At 72.5% G+C, this 15,706-nt stretch carries 17 protein-coding genes and 1 pseudogene; 5 read left to right on the top strand and 13 right to left on the bottom strand.

Going from position 1 to position 15,706, the window contains the following annotated elements:
- Positions 1 to 125 precede the first annotated feature (125 nt).
- The gene (locus CRP51_RS22915; protein ID WP_097233206.1) at positions 126 to 2,375 is read left to right on the top strand and encodes an MMPL family transporter; all 2,250 of its coding nucleotides are present in this window, start codon (positions 126 to 128) and stop codon (positions 2,373 to 2,375) included.
- A 280-nt stretch (positions 2,376 to 2,655) separates the two neighbouring features.
- Here CRP51_RS22915 and CRP51_RS29725 read toward each other — a convergent pair.
- The 3 genes and pseudogenes from CRP51_RS29725 to CRP51_RS22900 form a co-directional block, all read right to left on the bottom strand.
- Positions 2,656 to 3,396 (bottom strand): annotated as a pseudogene (locus tag CRP51_RS29725) (phosphotransferase family protein); the annotation flags it as partial.
- A 74-nt stretch (positions 3,397 to 3,470) separates the two neighbouring features.
- Positions 3,471 to 4,178, bottom strand: coding sequence for an HAD family hydrolase (locus CRP51_RS22905; protein ID WP_097233204.1), 708 nt, complete (start codon positions 4,176 to 4,178; stop codon positions 3,471 to 3,473).
- The gene (locus CRP51_RS22900; protein ID WP_170970642.1) at positions 4,179 to 5,045 is read right to left on the bottom strand and encodes a winged helix-turn-helix domain-containing protein; all 867 of its coding nucleotides are present in this window, start codon (positions 5,043 to 5,045) and stop codon (positions 4,179 to 4,181) included. It lies immediately after the preceding gene.
- 162 nt (positions 5,046 to 5,207) lie between these two features.
- Here CRP51_RS22900 and CRP51_RS22895 point away from each other — a divergent pair, with 162 nt between their 5' ends.
- On the top strand, positions 5,208 to 5,393 hold the full coding sequence (locus CRP51_RS22895; protein WP_097233202.1) for a hypothetical protein: 186 nt from the start codon (positions 5,208 to 5,210) through the stop codon (positions 5,391 to 5,393).
- A 103-nt stretch (positions 5,394 to 5,496) separates the two neighbouring features.
- On the opposite strand, the gene CRP51_RS22890 is transcribed toward CRP51_RS22895, so the two are convergent.
- From CRP51_RS22890 to CRP51_RS22880, 3 genes are all read right to left on the bottom strand, one after another.
- Positions 5,497 to 6,747, bottom strand: a complete 1,251-nt coding sequence (locus tag CRP51_RS22890; RefSeq protein WP_097233201.1) for a GNAT family N-acetyltransferase — start codon at positions 6,745 to 6,747, stop codon at positions 5,497 to 5,499.
- Between the two features lie 107 nt (positions 6,748 to 6,854).
- Positions 6,855 to 7,805 (bottom strand): asparaginase, encoded by a 951-nt coding sequence (locus tag CRP51_RS22885; RefSeq protein ID WP_097233200.1) that lies wholly within the window; start codon positions 7,803 to 7,805, stop codon positions 6,855 to 6,857.
- Positions 7,806 to 7,847: 42 nt separating this feature from the next.
- Positions 7,848 to 8,426: an RsiG family protein gene (locus tag CRP51_RS22880; RefSeq protein ID WP_245880752.1), complete on the bottom strand. Its 579-nt coding sequence runs from the start codon at positions 8,424 to 8,426 to the stop codon at positions 7,848 to 7,850.
- Positions 8,427 to 8,610: 184 nt separating this feature from the next.
- Here CRP51_RS22880 and dtd point away from each other — a divergent pair, with 184 nt between their 5' ends.
- On the top strand, positions 8,611 to 9,036 hold the full coding sequence (gene dtd / locus CRP51_RS22875) for a D-aminoacyl-tRNA deacylase (RefSeq protein ID WP_097233199.1): 426 nt from the start codon (positions 8,611 to 8,613) through the stop codon (positions 9,034 to 9,036).
- A 31-nt stretch (positions 9,037 to 9,067) separates the two neighbouring features.
- Here the strand turns inward: dtd and ygfZ are convergent, their stop codons facing one another.
- Positions 9,068 to 10,042, bottom strand: a complete 975-nt coding sequence (ygfZ, locus tag CRP51_RS22870; protein WP_097233198.1) for a CAF17-like 4Fe-4S cluster assembly/insertion protein YgfZ — start codon at positions 10,040 to 10,042, stop codon at positions 9,068 to 9,070.
- Positions 10,043 to 10,249: 207 nt separating this feature from the next.
- Complete coding sequence (locus CRP51_RS22865) at positions 10,250 to 10,720, bottom strand: Fur family transcriptional regulator (protein ID WP_097233197.1); 471 nt, start codon at positions 10,718 to 10,720, stop codon at positions 10,250 to 10,252.
- A 206-nt stretch (positions 10,721 to 10,926) separates the two neighbouring features.
- On the opposite strand from CRP51_RS22865, the gene CRP51_RS22860 reads away from it, so the two are divergent.
- On the top strand, positions 10,927 to 11,685 hold the full coding sequence (locus CRP51_RS22860; RefSeq protein ID WP_097233196.1) for an SDR family oxidoreductase: 759 nt from the start codon (positions 10,927 to 10,929) through the stop codon (positions 11,683 to 11,685).
- Positions 11,686 to 11,760: 75 nt separating this feature from the next.
- On the opposite strand, the gene CRP51_RS22855 is transcribed toward CRP51_RS22860, so the two are convergent.
- Positions 11,761 to 12,324 (bottom strand): heme-binding beta-barrel domain-containing protein, encoded by a 564-nt coding sequence (locus CRP51_RS22855; protein ID WP_097233195.1) that lies wholly within the window; start codon positions 12,322 to 12,324, stop codon positions 11,761 to 11,763.
- A 435-nt stretch (positions 12,325 to 12,759) separates the two neighbouring features.
- On the opposite strand from CRP51_RS22855, the gene CRP51_RS22845 reads away from it, so the two are divergent.
- Positions 12,760 to 13,122, top strand: coding sequence for a DsrE family protein (locus CRP51_RS22845; protein ID WP_097233193.1), 363 nt, complete (start codon positions 12,760 to 12,762; stop codon positions 13,120 to 13,122).
- A 141-nt stretch (positions 13,123 to 13,263) separates the two neighbouring features.
- Here the strand turns inward: CRP51_RS22845 and CRP51_RS22840 are convergent, their stop codons facing one another.
- The 4 genes from CRP51_RS22840 to CRP51_RS22830 all read right to left on the bottom strand — a co-directional run bounded on the left by CRP51_RS22840 (position 13,264) and on the right by CRP51_RS22830 (position 15,645).
- On the bottom strand, positions 13,264 to 13,551 hold the full coding sequence (locus tag CRP51_RS22840) for a DUF1416 domain-containing protein (RefSeq protein ID WP_097233192.1): 288 nt from the start codon (positions 13,549 to 13,551) through the stop codon (positions 13,264 to 13,266).
- A 44-nt stretch (positions 13,552 to 13,595) separates the two neighbouring features.
- Positions 13,596 to 14,435, bottom strand: a complete 840-nt coding sequence (locus CRP51_RS22835; RefSeq protein WP_097233191.1) for a sulfurtransferase — start codon at positions 14,433 to 14,435, stop codon at positions 13,596 to 13,598.
- A gap of 120 nt (positions 14,436 to 14,555) precedes the next feature.
- Entirely contained in the window at positions 14,556 to 14,657 is a 102-nt protein-coding gene (locus CRP51_RS30110) for a putative leader peptide (RefSeq protein ID WP_319789588.1), read from the bottom strand.
- A gap of 265 nt (positions 14,658 to 14,922) precedes the next feature.
- The gene (locus CRP51_RS22830; RefSeq protein WP_097233190.1) at positions 14,923 to 15,645 is read right to left on the bottom strand and encodes an LmeA family phospholipid-binding protein; all 723 of its coding nucleotides are present in this window, start codon (positions 15,643 to 15,645) and stop codon (positions 14,923 to 14,925) included.
- Positions 15,646 to 15,706: the final 61 nt, after the last annotated feature.

Below are 15,706 nucleotides of genomic sequence, written 5' to 3'. Positions count from 1 at the left end.
CGCGCCCCGCGCACGTCCCGCACCGGCGGAACCGCCACCACCACTCCCACCGGCACCACCAGCACCCGTTTCCAGGGCTCGACGCGTGGTCGGGCCGACGACCGCAGGAGAGAAGGTCCCAGGCCATGACGTCCACACCGCAGGGCGGAACGCGACCGCCCCGCCCCGAAGCCCCGGCAGGCCGGGGCAGCGTCTTCGCCCGCGTCGCCGCGTTCTCGTTCCGCCACCGGGCCGCCGCCGTCGGGCTGTGGCTGCTGGTGCTGGTCGGGGTCTGGGTGCTGGCCTCGGCGGTGGGAGACGACTACCGCGAGGACTACTCGCTGCCGGGCACCGACTCGCAGCGGGCGGTGGAGCTGCTGGAGGCGCACGGCTCCGACCAGGGCGGGGACACCGTCGAGATCGTGCTCCACGACGCGGACGGGATCGAGCGGGCCGAGGTCAGGGACCGGGTCGAGCCGATGCTGGCCGAGGTCGGCGCGCTGCCGCAGGTCACCGGCGTCGCCAGCGTCTACGAGCAGCCGGGCGCGGTCGCCGGGGACGGCACCGTCGGCTACGCGACGGTCGGCCTGGCCGAGGCGTCGGAGCAGATCGCGGCCGAGGACGTCGAGGAGATCGTGGAGACCGCGCGGGGCGCGGCCGGCGACGGGCTGCGGGTCGAGGTCGGCGGGGACGCCACCCGCAAGCTGGCCGAGGGGGAGGGCGGCGCCGCCGAGGGCGTCGGCATCCTGGCCGCGCTGGTGATCCTCGTCTTCATGTTCGGTTCGGTCCTCGCGGCCGGGCTGCCGGTGATCACCGCGCTGTTCGCGGTCGGTTCGACGCTGGGCGCGATCGTGCTGGCCTCCCACCTGTTCACGATCGCCGACTACACCGTCTACGTGATGATGCTCGTCGGCCTCGGCGTGGGCATCGACTACGCCCTGTTGATCTTCACGCGGTACCGCGCCGAGCTGGTCGCCGGGTCCTCGCCGGAACGGGCGACGGTCTCCGCGCTGGACGCGGCGGGGCGCACGGTGTTCTTCGCCGGCTGCACGGTGATCGTGGCGCTGCTGGGGCTGGTGGCGCTGGGGCTCGGCTCGCTCCAGGGCATCGCGTTCTCCGTCGCGTTGACGGTGCTGGCCACCATGCTGGCGTCGTTGACGCTGCTGCCGGCGCTGCTGGGGTTGTTCGGGAAGCGCTTCGCACGGCACTTCACGGCGCGCGCCGCGAAGCGCGCCGCGCGCGGCCGGCCCGCGCCCGGCGCCGCCTGGCGGCGGCTGGGCGCCGCGGTGCAGCGGCGGCCGCTGGCGGCGCTGGCGGTGGCGGTGGTCGCGCTGGGCGCGCTGGCCGCGCCGGCGCTCAACCTCAGGATGGGCATGGCCGACGCGGGCAACGACCCGGTGGGTTCGACCAGCCGGGAGGCGTACGACCTGCTGTCGGACGGCTTCGGTCCCGGCTTCAACGGCCCGCTGATCGTGATCACCGACGGCGGTGAGCAGGGCGCCGAGGCGGCGGCCGGCGTGGCCGCCGAGCGGCTGGCCGACGTCGAGGGCGTGGCGGGGGTGACCCCGCCGGCGCCGACGGGGGACGGCGCGGTCGCGACCCTGGTGCTCTTCCCGGAGACGTCGCCGCAGGACGAGGCGACCTCCGACCTCGTCCACGAGCTGCGCGAGGACGTGCTGCCCGGTATCGAGGGCGAGACCGGGGCGGAGTACCTGGTGGGCGGCGCGACCGCCGCCACCCAGGACTACTCGGAGAAGGTCGCCGAGCGGATGCCGCTCTTCGTGGCGATCGTCGTCGGTGTCTCGGTGCTGCTGCTGATGGCGGTCTTCCGTTCGGTGTGGATCCCGCTGAAGGCGGCGCTGCTGAACCTGCTGAGCATCGGCGCCGCGCTGGGCGCGATGACCCTGGTCTTCCAGGAGGGGTGGTTCGGCGTCGAGCCGGGGCCGATCGAGGCGTTCCTGCCGGTGATGATCTTCGCGATCGTCTTCGGGCTCTCCATGGACTACGAGATCTTCCTGGTCGCGCGGATGCACGAGGAGTGGGAACGCCACGGGGACCACCGGCTCGCCGTCCGCGAGGGGTTGGCCCACACGGGAGCGGTGATCAGCGCGGCCGGGGCGATCATGGTGGCCGTCTTCGGCGCGTTCATTCTCAGCCCCGACCGGATGCTCCAGCAGATGGGCTTCGGGATGGCGGTGGCGATCCTGGTGGACGCCGTGGTCATCCGCTGCCTGATCGTTCCCGCGGCGATGCAGTTGCTCGGGCGGCACGCCTGGTGGCTGCCGGCGCCGCTCGCCCGGCTGCTGCCGAGGGTGGAGCTGGAGCGGCACGACGCGCCTTCGCCGGCTCCGGCTTCGCCCGAGGGGGAGCGGGCGGCATCGGGGTACCCGCGCTGAACGCGGCGTAGACGCCCTCGACGACCCCGGGGCTGGGCACTCTGCCCAGCCCCAGGGGTCGTTCCGCCCTGTGCAGCGCCCGCGAGACCATCGTGCCGGCCGTCGCCAGCCGCTCGGCGAGCTGCCCGGCGGGCGCCTCGCGGACGGCGACGGCCTGCCGGATCACGTCGGTGAAGACCGACTGCACCCGTTTGTAGGCGAGATAGCGCGGCAGGTCGCGGGGGAGGCCCTCGGCGGCGCCCGGGAGTCGTTCCTCCACGGCGCCGGCCCAACGCAGCGTCATCGCCTGCTGCTGCCGCTCCGGGTAGTCCATGAGGTGGAGGTGGGTCGCCAGGTCGTACAGGGGGTCGCCGACCATCGCCAACTCCCAGTCGATGGTCCAGAGTTGACCGTCCTGTTCGGCGACGATCAGATTGTCCCTGTGCAGGTCGCCGTGGAGCAGGCAGAACGGTCGGTTGGTCATTCGCGCCGCCTCCCGGGTCAGGGGGCTGGTCACGCTGAGTACGTCGGGATCGACGCCGAGGGTCTGAAACAGGCCGGCCAGCGGCCGCCCGTGACGTGCGTAGACCCGCCGCCGGGTGAACGCCACGAGCCCGCGCAGGAAGTCGCGGCTGGTGCGCGGCCGGCCGGGGACGGGGCAGCGGTGGACGAGGGCCATGGCGACCGGGGGTATCCGGGCCAGTTCGCCGAAGAGGGCGGTCAGTTGGTCGAGTTCGCCGCCGGTGAGCGGCGATCCGGGAGGGCGGAGCGCGGAGAGCGGGACGCCCTCGATGAATCCGTGCACCCTGGTGCCGTCGGGCCCCAGGCGGTACACGGGCGCGATGCGCTCCACGCCCAGTAAGGCGAGTTCGATCAGGACGTCCTCCTCGTCGAGGAAGCAGCGCGGGTCGAACCTGGTGACGCCGGGGCGGCTGCGCCCGGCCTTGATCCGTCCGGATATGTGGTCGCGGCCCTCGGCGGGGAGCACCTGCCAGTCGCGGTGGTGCCCGCGGAGCAGATGCCCGGACAACGGTTGGCTCATGATGGTGGCTTTCCGGCAGTGGGATCGTTACGGGTAGCGATACCGTACGCCGGGAGGAGTCCACTGTTGATGGCTCAAAAGGGTGCATCTGCACGCCCGGGGCCCTGACCGAGGGCGGCCAGTACCCACTGGAGGGAGCGCACCACGTGCCGCGCGCCGGCCGCGCGAAACGCGTCCTCCCCGGCGTCGTCGAGCGCGTACCCGAGAAACGGCACGCCGGCGGCCGTGGCCGCCGCGTGGTCCGCGAGGCTGTCGCCGATCATCAGCGAACGCGCCGGTTCGGCCCCGGTGCCGGCCAACGCGCGCAGCACCGAGTCCGGGTGCGGCTTCAGCAGCGCCAGGTCCCCGGTGCGTCCGTAGACCCGGCCGCCGACATAGCCGGTGAGCCGCAGCCGCTCCAGGTAACGCCCGGCGGCCAGGGGCGAGTTGTTGGTGGCGATGGCGACCTGACGGCCCCGCGAGGCGAGCGCCGCGATCAGCGTGGCGGCGTAGGGCGTGGGGCGGGCGGAGGCGGCGGCGCTGACCTCCTCCTGGGTGAGCGCCGCCTCCAGCCTGCTCAGCACGGCCGCCGAGGGCCCGTTGCCGGCTATGCCCCGCAGCACCCGGTGGGGGTCCCGGGACGTCCGCAGCTCGTCGGTCAGCAGCGCGGAGGCCGCCAACTCGTCGGTGAGCGAACGGAGTCTGACGGCCACCGACTCGGCGGAGCGCACCGCGAAGAGCCGGCAGACGGGACCGTCGAAGTCGAAGAGAACACAGTGTGCGTTACTTACGAGTCCCCTCATCTAACCGAGTGTGAGCGGTTGTGCCAGCGTTGACCAGAGGGACGTGAACCACTGGTGTGACTCTTCAACAAACGCCGTGTCCTCGGCGGAACGGAAGACCTTCGAGTTGAGCCCGAGCACGTCGTAGATCTCCATCTGCTGCTGCTCGTACTCGACCACCCGGGAGACCACCTGGTAGTAGGCGGTCAGCACCTCGGTGCCGTTGAGGAGGTAGACCTTCTGCACGGGGGTGATCGGCACCTCCCTGATCTCGACCGTCACCTGCGGCACCAGCCGCATCTCGGCGAGGGAGGTCAGCTGGTGGCGCAGCGAGGTGGAGAAGGTCCGCGTCAGTTGGCGCAGCCGGGCGCGGGGGCGCTGGTCGGCCGGGTCGGAGACCAGTCTCGGGTAGGCGTGCGGCGCGTCGGGGCTCGGCAGCAGCACCCGCACCGTGATCGAGCGGGGCGTCAACTCGCCCGCCGAGATGGCGATCATGGGCCCGGCGAGCGCGGAGTTGAGCGTCTCTGTGGTGAGGCAGAACGCGTCGATCGAGATGTCCTTGGACTGGAACGCCACCGCGATCCGGTCCGCCACCTCGACGCCGGCCGGCCGGGGGCTGTCCTGCCCCGGCAGCGCCACCACGGCGGGCGCGCCCCGGCCCCGCGCGGCGATGTACCCCTCCCGCTCCAGCGCGGCCAGGGCCTGTCTGACGGTGGTCCGGTTGACCCGGAACTCCTCCACGAGGGCCCGTTGCGTGGGCAGCTTGGCGCGCGGTGGCAGCTCTCCGGACCGTATGCGGTCGCGCAGCACACCGGCGATGTGGTCGGGAGAGAGCGGATCGCCGAACGGATCGGTTAGCTCGCTCTCCGGGACGATCTCCTGACTCACGCCGTCACCATACAACTTTCGGCCAGATGCGGAAGGTTGATATGAGGACGTTTCCAAGACCGAGCCAACTGGGGAAAACATTCATATAGTTGGCGAACAACTTGGCCAACTTCTCGGAGTTCCCGAGAGTTCACTAGAAGTTGACGTGATGTAGGAGGGGTCATGCTCGTTTCCACCATCATCGTGGCTGCCTTCGGCATCGCGACGGAGCAGGCGGTGGAGGTCCAGTACGGACTGCCGGGACTGATCGGACTGTTGATACTGCGCACGGGTCTGCGGAAGCGGAACTTCACCTGTGCGTGTGTGGGAACCACTGTGCTGGTCACGCTGGCGGTCGGCTCCCTGTAGGGGGAACCGACCGACCGGTGCGGGGGGTTCGGCGAACGACGCGGCGTGCGACGTCCGGATGATCCCGGGGCCCGGCTACGCAGGGGCCGGACCCGGGGCGGGATCAGAAGATGTCAGGGCACCAGGGGCGACGGCCCGTGTGGAAGAGCAGGTCCGCACGGGTCGTCGCCCCGTTCTTCTCCTCCGACAGCAGCCCGCCGGCCGCCAGCAGCGCCGCCGACTCCTCCCCCAGATACAGCCGGCTCAACGTCGCGACGTCCAGGCCGATGTCCGCGCTCCTGGTGGTCGGGGCGCAGGTCGCGCCGCCCTCGCCGGCCGTCAGCAGGAAACGCCCCCCGGCCAGGCCCATCGCGTCCTCGACCTCCAGCACCAACTCCCCCTCGACCGGATAGCTCCGCGCGGTCAGCATCGCCGGCACGTCCAACGGCCGCAGCCACAGGAAGTCCGCGACCTCCGCCACCGTCGCGGCCCTGCGGTCCCCCAGCATCATCGGCAGCGTCGAGTCCGGCCGCGCCGCCCCCGTGTCCACCACGCTCACCCAGTCCAACGACAACAGCAGCCGGTACAGCGCCCGTTCCGCCACGTCGTCCTCCGCGTAGAGGAACTGCACGCGCGCGATCCCGTCGGCCAGCCCCTGCTCCCACTTCTTCTCGACGGTGAAGCACACCAGGCCCCTGACCACGCCCGACGCGTCCCGGTACACCGCGTTCAGCCCGGCGGTCCTGGGCGGGGAGGTCTCGACCACGCCGGTGATCCGGTCCCAGTGGAAGTCACCGCGGTCCACCGCGCCCGGCGTCCGCGCGCGGAAGCGGCGGTGCAGCTCGGGCAGCGCCTCCCGCGCCTCCGCGTCCTCCACCATCGTCAGCTCGCCGTCCACGTCCGCCGGCGACCAGCGCGGATCGAGCGCGGCGCGGCGGGTCAGCACCCGCCAGTTGACGAACGAGGTCGCCGGGCCGAAGCCCCAGCGCCCGTAGATCCGGTACTCGGCCGCGATCAGCGATGCCACCGCGTCGCCGCGCTCCCGCGCGTCCCGCAGGTCGCGCTCCATCAGCCGGGACAGCAGGCCCCGGCGCCGATGTGTGCCGGTCACCGTCACGGCGGAGACCGCGTTGGCCGCCAACTCGGCGCCGCCGACCGTGGTCAACCGCTGGTCGAAGCTGTTGAACGTCGCCACACAGCGGTCCTTGTCGAAGAAGCCCCGCGCCCGGCCCATCGGCTGGTTGCCGATCCGGACGTCGATCTCCTCCTGGGACACGTCGGCTCCCCGGTCCAGGAAGCCCGTGAAGACAGCGCGTACCCACGCGCCGGAGGCGTCCCGGTCCCCGGCGACGTCGCGCAACTCAAGCTCGGCCATGTGGCCGACCCTAAGCAGCGCTTTCACGTCGCGGCCAACGGTTTAATCTCGGCCGGATCGACCGCGGGCAACAGACACCACGGAAGGCCGAAGACGACCGGCTCGCCTCAGAACGCGGCCCGCACCTCACCCACCGGCTCCCCGCCACCCAGCACCGGCGTCCCCGGCAGCCCCGACGCGTCGACCCCCAGCACCGCCAGCACCCGGGCGACCAGCGCCGCCCCCGCCCGCGCCGAACCGTCCTCGACCTTGAAGGCGAACGCCCGCCCGTCCGGCAGCGCCACCGCCTGCACCCCCTCGGCGCCGCCCTTGGCCAGCGCCCCGGGAACGGCCCGCATCAGCACCGTGTCCAGCCGCCCCTCGCCGCCCACGTACTCCGGGTGCGCCCGCATCGCGTCCGCCACCCGCCGCAGCGGATCGTCCGCCGGCGCCGAGACCGCCGCGCGGAACGCCCCCGCCAACCCGGTCAGCGACAGCGCCGACAGCGGCGCCCCGCAGCCGTCCACCCCGACCGCCGTCTCCGGCTCGCCCGAGTACGCCACGATCGTCTCGCGCGCCAACCGCTGCATCGGGTGCTCCGGGTCCAGATAGCCCTCGACCGGCCAGCCGTTGACCACGCTCGCCGCCAGCCAGGACGCGTGCTTGCCCGAGCAGTTCATCGCCAGCCGGCCACGCGGCCCCGGCGCGGCGCCGAAGTCGGGCGTCGCCTCGGGGCAGGCCAGCGCCCCCTCGTCGAGCCCGTGGTCGGCCAGGATCCGCGCGGCCAGCCGCCGGTGGATCTCCGCCCCGACATGGCTCGCCGCCGCCAGCGCCAGCCGCTCGCCCTCCCACGGCAGCCCGGCCCGCAGCACCGCGGCTGCCTGCATCGGCTTGTTGCTCGAACGCGGGAAGAACGGCTCGGCGACCTCGCCCAGCGCCCACTCCACCCGGCCCTCGGCGTCCAGCACCACCAGCGCGCCGCGGTGGCGGCTCTCCACCACACCCGACCTGACGACCTCGGCCAACACCGGCGAGCCGGGACCCGGGGGAGCGTGGAAGGTGCCGGGGGCGACGGTCATCGGACGGGTCCTCTCACGCGGGTTCACTCAGCGGTGAGGCGTTCAACACAGCAGGTCGTCGACCTGCGCCTCGCCCTCACGGTACCTGCGGGCCACCTCGGCCCCGCAGCCGTCCGCCGTCCGGTGCAGCTCCTGCCGGCGCCGGGAGACCCGCTCCTCGTACTGCGCCAGCCTGGCCAGCGCCGTCGTCAGCTCCGCGTCGTCCAACGCGCTCAGGTCCGACAGCGCCACCTCGGACAGCACCTCCTCCGCCAGCCGCCGGTAACGCTCGCTCGCCGGGGTGGCCAGCGTGACGTGCCGGGCGGAGGAACGGTGCCGCGACGGCCCGTCGGCCAGGATGAGCGGGAGCTGGTCCAGCAGCCCCGCGTCCTGCCCGCCCCGGCGTCTCGCCTCGGCCTGGAGGATGTCGATCCGCCCCTGCAACAGCCGCCGCACGAAGCTGAGATCGGCCTCCTCGCGCCGGGCCGCGCTCCGCAGCGCGCGGAGCTGCGCGAGGCTCAGCTCCGCGAGCCCCCCGGCGGTCACCTCTCCCGGGAGCACCAGCCCCTCGCCCGGCTCCCGGTGTGGCGCCCTCGCGCTCGGTACGGTGACGGGCTGCGAGCCAGGTCCCGGTGTGATCATGCGCAATTGTCCCCTCGTCCCCATTTCGGTGCCGTGGTGCGGTACGTACCCCCTGCACGCATCGTGTCACTGTGTACCCACCGCGTGCAGCGTGTTGGCACCCATCCGGCGCTGTCCGTTCGATGCCGGAACGTTCCGCCACCACCGAAAACGCTCGCTCGGCGCGGTGTTGCATGATGGCCCCATGCGAGCGGTGGTACAGCGCGTGGACGGCGCCTCGGTGACGGTGGACGGCGAGACGGTCGGCGAGATCGAGGGCGAGGGACTGTGCGTGCTGGTCGGGGTGACCCACGAGGACACCCCGGAGACCGCCGTCCGGCTGGCCCGCAAGCTGTGGTCGCTGCGCGTCCTGGAGGGCGAACGCTCCTGCTCCGAGGCCGGCGCCCCGCTGCTGCTGGTCTCGCAGTTCACCCTCTACGGTGACGCCCGCAAGGGCCGCCGCCCCACCTGGGCCAAGGCCGCCCCGGGCGAGGTGGCGGAACCGCTGGTCGACGCCGTCGCCGACGCGCTGCGCGCGCTCGGCGCGACCGTCGCCACCGGGAGGTTCGGCGCCCGGATGCGGGTCGGGCTGACCAACGACGGCCCGTTCACCGTGCTGCTGGAGATCTGACCGCCGGGCAGCCGGCCGGCCGCCCCCGGCGTCAGGGGGCGACGACCACTTCCTGGGCCGCCGGCGTCGCGTCGGCCAGCAGCGGGGCGTCGCCCGGCACGTTCCGCTTGATCACGGCGAGCGCGATCGGGCCCAGCTCGTGGTGGCGCGCCGAGGTGGTGACCCGCCCCAGCTCCCGGCCCTCCGGCCCGTCCGCCGCCAGCCGCACCGGGGCGCCAGGCTCGGGCAGCGTCACCTCGCTGCCGTCCAGGTGCAGAAAGACGAGCCGACGCGGCGGCCGGCCCAGGTTCTGCACCCGGGCGACGGTCTCCTGGCCCCGGTAGCAGCCCTTCTGCAGATGGACCGCGGTATCCAGCCAGCCAAGCTCGTGCGGGATGGTCCGGTGGTCGGTCTCAAGACCCAGCCGCGGCCGGTGCCCCTCCACGCGCAGCGCCTCGTACGCCAGCACCCCGATCGCGGGGCCGTTCGCCTCGGCGAACGCGGGCAGCTCGCCGCGCGGCAGGAAGACGTCGCGCCCGTGCGGCGTCTCGCGCACCGGCGCCCCGGCGGGCGCCTCCGCGATCGACCCGGCCGGCAGGTGCACGACGGCGAACTCGGCCGTCCGGTCGGCGACTTCCACCCGGTAGAAGAACTTCATGCTCTCCAGATACGCGAGCAGCGCGGCGGCGGCGCCGGGCTCGGTGTGCGCCCAGGTCGTCTCGCCGTCGTCCACGAGATAGAGCACGTGCTCGATGTGGCCCTTGGCGGAGAGGATCAACGCCTCGGTCGCCTGGCCCGGCGCGAGCCGTTCCACGTGCTGGGTGAGCAGCAGATGCAGCCAGCTCAGCCGGTCGGGCCCGGTGACCGAGACCACCTCGCGGTGCGAGAGGTCGACCAGCCCCTCGCCTTTCGCCAGCGCGCGCTGTTCACGGAAGAGATCGCCGTAGTGGGCGGCGACCCCGAGATCCGGCTCCCGCGCGGCGACGGCGCCGGGCAGCTCCAACAGGGGACTGGCGTACGACGACATGCGTCCACAGTACGCTGCCGCTCGGCTTGACCGGGGCGACCACGGAAGCGGCCCCTTCCGCCCGTTGTCGGGTGCGGCCCGGTGTGTGGTTGCTCGCGCAGTTCCCCGCGCCCCTTGATGGGGCTGGCGTGGTCGGTCAGGTGCCGGCAGGTGCCCCGTCAGGGGCGCGGGGAACTGCGCGGTGCATCCGTGGCGGGCCGCAGGCGACTACGGTCCTGGCCGACCAGGTGGGCTGTCGTCCGCGGCGCCAGCGTCAGCGTCGACGCCGGCGCAGCGACCGCAGCGGCCGAAGATGGCGAAGTGGCGGAGGTCCGTCTCGAAGCCGAACCGCTCGCGGAGCGCGTCGGCGAACGGCTCGGCCAGCCCCAGCTCGGCCTCGATGACCCGCTCGCAGTCCCGGCACATCAGATGCAGGTGGTCGTGGCGCTCCGCCAGGTGGTACGTCGGGGCGCCGTGCCCGATGTGCGCGTGGGAGACGAGGCCCAGCTCCTCCAGCAGCTCCAACGTCCGGTAGACCGTCGAGATGTTGACCCCGCCGGCGGTCTTGCGGACCTCGGCCAGGATGTCCTCGGGCGTGGAGTGGTCCAGCCTGTCGACGGCCTCCAGCACCAGCTGACGCTGGGGCGTCAGCCGGTAGCCGCGGCTGCGGAGATCGTCCTGCCAGTCGGTGCTCACCACGTGGCCCAGTGTAGAAGGGGAGAACGGGCGCGCGGCGCCCGCGAGGGGGGCACGGACCCCGTGCGAGGGGAAACGACGGGGTCCGTGCGAGGAGGCATGACCCATCCTGCTCCCACCGACGTCAAACCGCCGTAAGGAACGCCGCCCGGGAAGGGCATAGTGGTGCGCCACGACGAGATGCCCGCGACGACAGGGGATGGTGTGCGATGGATCTGGGACTGAGCGACCGCGTCTACGTGGTGACCGGCGGCACCAGGGGGCTGGGCCGGGCGACGGCCGAGGCGCTGGTCGCCGAGGGCGCCCGCGTGGTCGTGGCCTCGCGCGGCGCGGAGGCCGTGGCCGGCGCGGTGGCCGGGCTGGGGGAGGAGAACGCCGCGGGACTGGCCGCCGACCTCGCCGCCCCCGAGACCCCCGAGCGGCTGCTGGCGCTGGCCGGCGAGCGCTTCGGCCGCTGCGACGGGGCGCTGATCTCCGTCGGCGGTCCGCCGCCGGGGACGGCCGCCGCCGTCACCGACGCGCAGTGGCGGTCCGCGTTCGAGAGCGTCTTTCTCGGGGCGGTGCGCGCGGCGCGCACCTTCGCGGGCGCGCTGGCCGAGGGGGAGGGCGGGGCGTTGGGCCTGGTGCTCTCCAGCTCGGCCCGTTCGCCGATCAACGGTCTCGGCATCTCCAACGGGTTGCGCCCCGGGCTCGCCATGGTCGCCAAGGACATGTCCGACGAGTTCGGGCCGCGCGGGGTGCGGGTGCTGGGTCTGCTGCCGGGGCGGATCGCGACGGACCGCACCCGCGAGCTGGACGCCGCCGCCGACCCGGAGGCGCGGCGGCGCACCAAGGGGGCCATCCCGTTGGGCCGCTACGGGGAGCCGGCGGAGTTCGGTCGGGTCGCCGCGTTCCTGCTGTCGCCGGCCGCCGGCTATGTGACCGGCACCACGGTCCCGGTGGACGGCGGCGCGCTGCGCACGCCCTGAGCCGCGTCGGGCCCCGGAAGGGGCCCGCGCCCGCTCACTCGAAGAACCCGCTCACCCGAAGCTCGAAGAACCCGCTCACTTGAAGAAGGCGATCCCGTCGTCCGGGAGGTCCTTCAGGTCGCCGATCCACTCCCGTGGGTCGACCGCCTTCTTCAACTGGGCCGACATGTAGGGGCGGAGCGGCACCTCGGGGGTGGCCTTCTCGCCGACCCACATCAGGTCGCCGTTGACGTACCCGTAGAGCCGTTTGCCGCCGGCGTAGGGCGGGCTGGCCTGGGTGCGGGCGATGGCGTCCGTGGCCAGGTCGATCTGCGGCTTGCCGTCGGCCAGTTCGCCGTACCAGACCTCGACGACGCCCTGGTCGCGCACCAGCACCGCCTCGATCCTGCGCTCGGCGTCGATCCGCCAGAAACCGTGCTCGGTCTCCAGCGGCGCCTTGCGCTCGCCGGCCTCGTCGAGCCGCCAGGAGCGCGCGGTGTACTCCAGGAAGTCACGGCCGTCGTGGCTGAACGTGACCTGCTGCCCGAAGTTGCTCGCCTCGTCGCCCGGGAAGTCGGCGACGCCGGCGCCCTGCCAGGTGCCGAGGAGGAAGGCGAGCGGGACCAGTGACGGGTTGAGATCGGAGGGGATCTCGATCATGGTCAGCGCTGTCCCTGGTAGAGCTTCACCACGACCAGCCCGGTGAACGCGGTGGTGCCGACGGCCACTAGGACCATCAGGGTGATGAAGAATGCCTCAAGCACGGGGAGCTCCTTGCGCTCGGCGCCGGATGTGAAGAACGTTCCCGGCCGAGTCTAGTGGCCACGCTCCTGGGCAGCTTCGGGAGGTGGGCCGCTTGAGGCGCACGGTGAGGCGCGCGGTGAGACGCACGCGCCCGGGGACGTCTTGACCGTTTTGTGATCACCGCGACTGAACGTGTTTGGCCATTCTCGCGTCTAAGCGCGTGGAAAGGATGTGATCATGAGTTGTCCAAATTGTGGCGGGACCATGTATCAGGGTCCGCAGGGAGACTGGGTCTGCGCTACCTGCGGCACGACTCGCTAGCCCCGGGACCCGCCCGGCTACGGTGGTCCCATGGCTCAGAAGCTGGTGGTGAAGGTGACGGCGGGGGCGGACGCCCCCGAGCGTTGCTCGCAGGCGTTCACGGTGGCCGCGGTGGCCGCGGCCAGCGGGGTGGAGGTCTCGCTGTGGCTGACCGGGGAGTCGGCCTGGTTCGCGCTGCCCGACCGGGCCGCGGAGTTCCAGCTGCCGCACGCGGCTCCGCTGCCTGAGTTGATCGAGACCGTCCAGGCCGGTGGCCGCGTGACCCTGTGCACGCAGTGCGCGGCGCGCAGGGGAATCACGGAGGACGACGTGATGGAGGGGGTACGCATTGCCGGAGCACAGGTCTTCGTGAGCGAGATCATGCCCGAAGGCGTACGGGCCCTGGTCTACTGACCGGCCCGAGCCGCAGGACAAGGAACGCCGGCGACCGAGCACGGGGCAACATCCAACGGGGAGACGAAGAGGCCGCGCCCGACAACGGGGCGCGGCCTCGGTGTGTCCGCGGGACGCCTGTCCGCCGGACGGCGGGTCCGCTCAGACGGCGATGCTGACCTCCGTCAGGCCGCCCTGCCGGGCGACGACGCTGCGGTCGGCGGTGCCGCCGGGCACCAGCGCCCGGACGGTCCAGGTGCCCTCGGCCGCGTAGAACCGGAACTGTCCGGTCGCCGAGGTCGGCACCTCGGCGGTGAACTCCCCGGTGGCGTCCAGCAGTCGGACATACCCGGTGACCGGCTCGCCGTCCCTGGTCACCGAGCCCTGGATGGTGGTCTCACCGGCCTTGACGCCGCTGGCGTCCGGGCCGCCGGCCTTCGCTCCGCACATGGCTGTTCCCCTCTTCCCTCACGTTCCCTGTCGGACGCGGCCGGTCACTTGGCCGGGCCGGTCTCCACCGGGACGCCGACGAGTGAGCCGTACTCGGTCCAGGAGCCGTCGTAGTTCTTCACATTGGGCTGGCCGAGAAGCTCGTGCAGCACGAACCAGGTGTGCGCGGAGCGCTCGCCGATGCGGCAGTAGGCGATGGTGTCCTTGGCCGGGTCCACGCCCTCGCCCTGGTACAGCTCCGTCAGCTCCTCGTCGGAACGGAACGTGCCGTCGTCGTTGGCCGACTTGGACCAGGGAACGTTGCGGGCGCTCGGGATGTGCCCGCCCACCTGGGACTGCTCCTGCGGCAGGTGCGCCGGGGCGAGCAGCTTGCCGCTGAACTCGTCGGGGGAGCGCACGTCGACGAGGTTCTGCACGCCGATGGCGGCGACGACCTCGTCGCGGAACGCGCGGATCGAGGTGTCCTGCGGCTGCGCCCGGTACTCGGTGGCGGCGCGGGTCGGCACCTCGGCGACCAGGTCGCGCGAGTCCAGCTCCCACTTCTTGCGGCCGCCGTCCAGCAGGCGGACGTCCGCGTGGCCGTAGAGCTTGAAGTACCAGTAGGCGTAGGCGGCGAACCAGTTGTTGTTGCCGCCGTAGAGGACCACGGTGTCGTCGTTGGCGACGCCCTTGGCGGAGAGCAGCTTCTCGAAGCCCTCCTGGTCGACGAAGTCGCGGCGGACCGGGTCCTGGAGCTCCTGCTTCCAGTCGATCCGGATCGCGTTCCTGATGTGGTTCTTCTCGTAGGCCGAGGTGTCCTCGTCGACTTCCACGAGCACGACCTTCGGGTCGTCGAGGTGGGCCTGGACCCAGTCGGCGTCCACCAGGACGTCACTGCGGCTCATGCGGTTCTCCTTGGGCGAATGAGGCGGAAAAGGGCTGCCGCAGGGGCGCACGCGCGCGTCGAAGGGCGCGGGGCGCACGGGTGAGCGTGTGCGCGGGCGCGGCGGAGAGGGGGCGTGGGATCAGCCGGGGCGACGACAGAGCATGGCCGAGACGCGGCAGAGATCCACCGCGCGCCGCTTGGTGAGCCCCCCGGCGGGGGTGCCCGTCGCCTGCCGCATCATGCCCGCGATCGTACGGAGCGTCCGGGGGCCGTGTCACCGGCCTTCCGCATGTTGAGACAGCACTGTCTGCCATGCGGACGCCCAGCCCCAGACCCTCCGGGCGGGCTGCCGGCTGTGGCTGGGCGGCGGGCCCCCCGCGTCGGCCTCGGGGGCGCGGGGAACTGCGCGAATGCTGAGTGGCGGGCCGAGGACGACCACCCGCCGCCACCACCCCCCACCGCTGTCGCCAAGCGCCAAGCGGCGCAGCGCCAAGCGCCGCCGCGAGCTACCCGCTCACGCGCACGTTCTCGCCGTCCACCACGACCCGCACGCCCTCCTCCGTGGGCTCCAGGCTGGTCAGGGAGAGCCCCTCCGGCAGGCCGGCGATGGTCCGCTCCTGGTTGATCTGCTCCTGCGCCGCCCGGCGCATGTCCTCGTCGGGGAGGTCGGGCAGCGCGTCCTCGTCGACCGTGAGGGAGACCTTGTCGCCCTCCAGGTTGACCTCGCCGGACACCTCGCCGACGTCCAGCGTCTGGCCGAGCGCGCTCGCCTGGAGCACCAGCAGCAGCCGCCCGTCGCCGGCGTACTCGAACTCCACGCCGAAGCCGTTGCCGCTCAACGCCAGCAACTCGCCGTAGGCGCGGGTCAGTTCGGTGTAGCTGATGATCCCCTCGCCGTGCGCGGTCGCCGCCGTCGCCTCGGTGAAGCCCCCGGTCAGCTCGACGTCGTCCAGTTCGACGTCCAGATTCTGGATGCTCAGCTCCTGGTCGTCGACCGTGGCGATGTACGACTTCACGCCCAGGTCCACGTGGCCCAGCTCGCTGTCGAAGACCTGGGTGAGAAACGGGATGCCCTTGATCGACACGCTCGGCTCGTGCTCCAGGTCGAGCCGGTCCTGGACGCGGGAGGCCACCTCGTTCTGGGTCACGTAGAGCGCGACCCGGTCGGCGATCGTGGCCAGCACGGCCAGGACCACGACCACGATCAGGCTTATTCGCAGTGCGCGCATCGGGTGGCGAACCCCCAGGAGAAGACGTGTCCGAAAAGCAGCGCGAGCCTAACCCGTAGCA

It is taken from the genome of Streptomyces zhaozhouensis (assembly GCF_900230195.1).
Taxonomy (GTDB): domain Bacteria; phylum Actinomycetota; class Actinomycetes; order Streptomycetales; family Streptomycetaceae; genus Streptomyces; species Streptomyces zhaozhouensis.
This window is presented reverse-complemented; position numbering and strand designations above follow the sequence as displayed.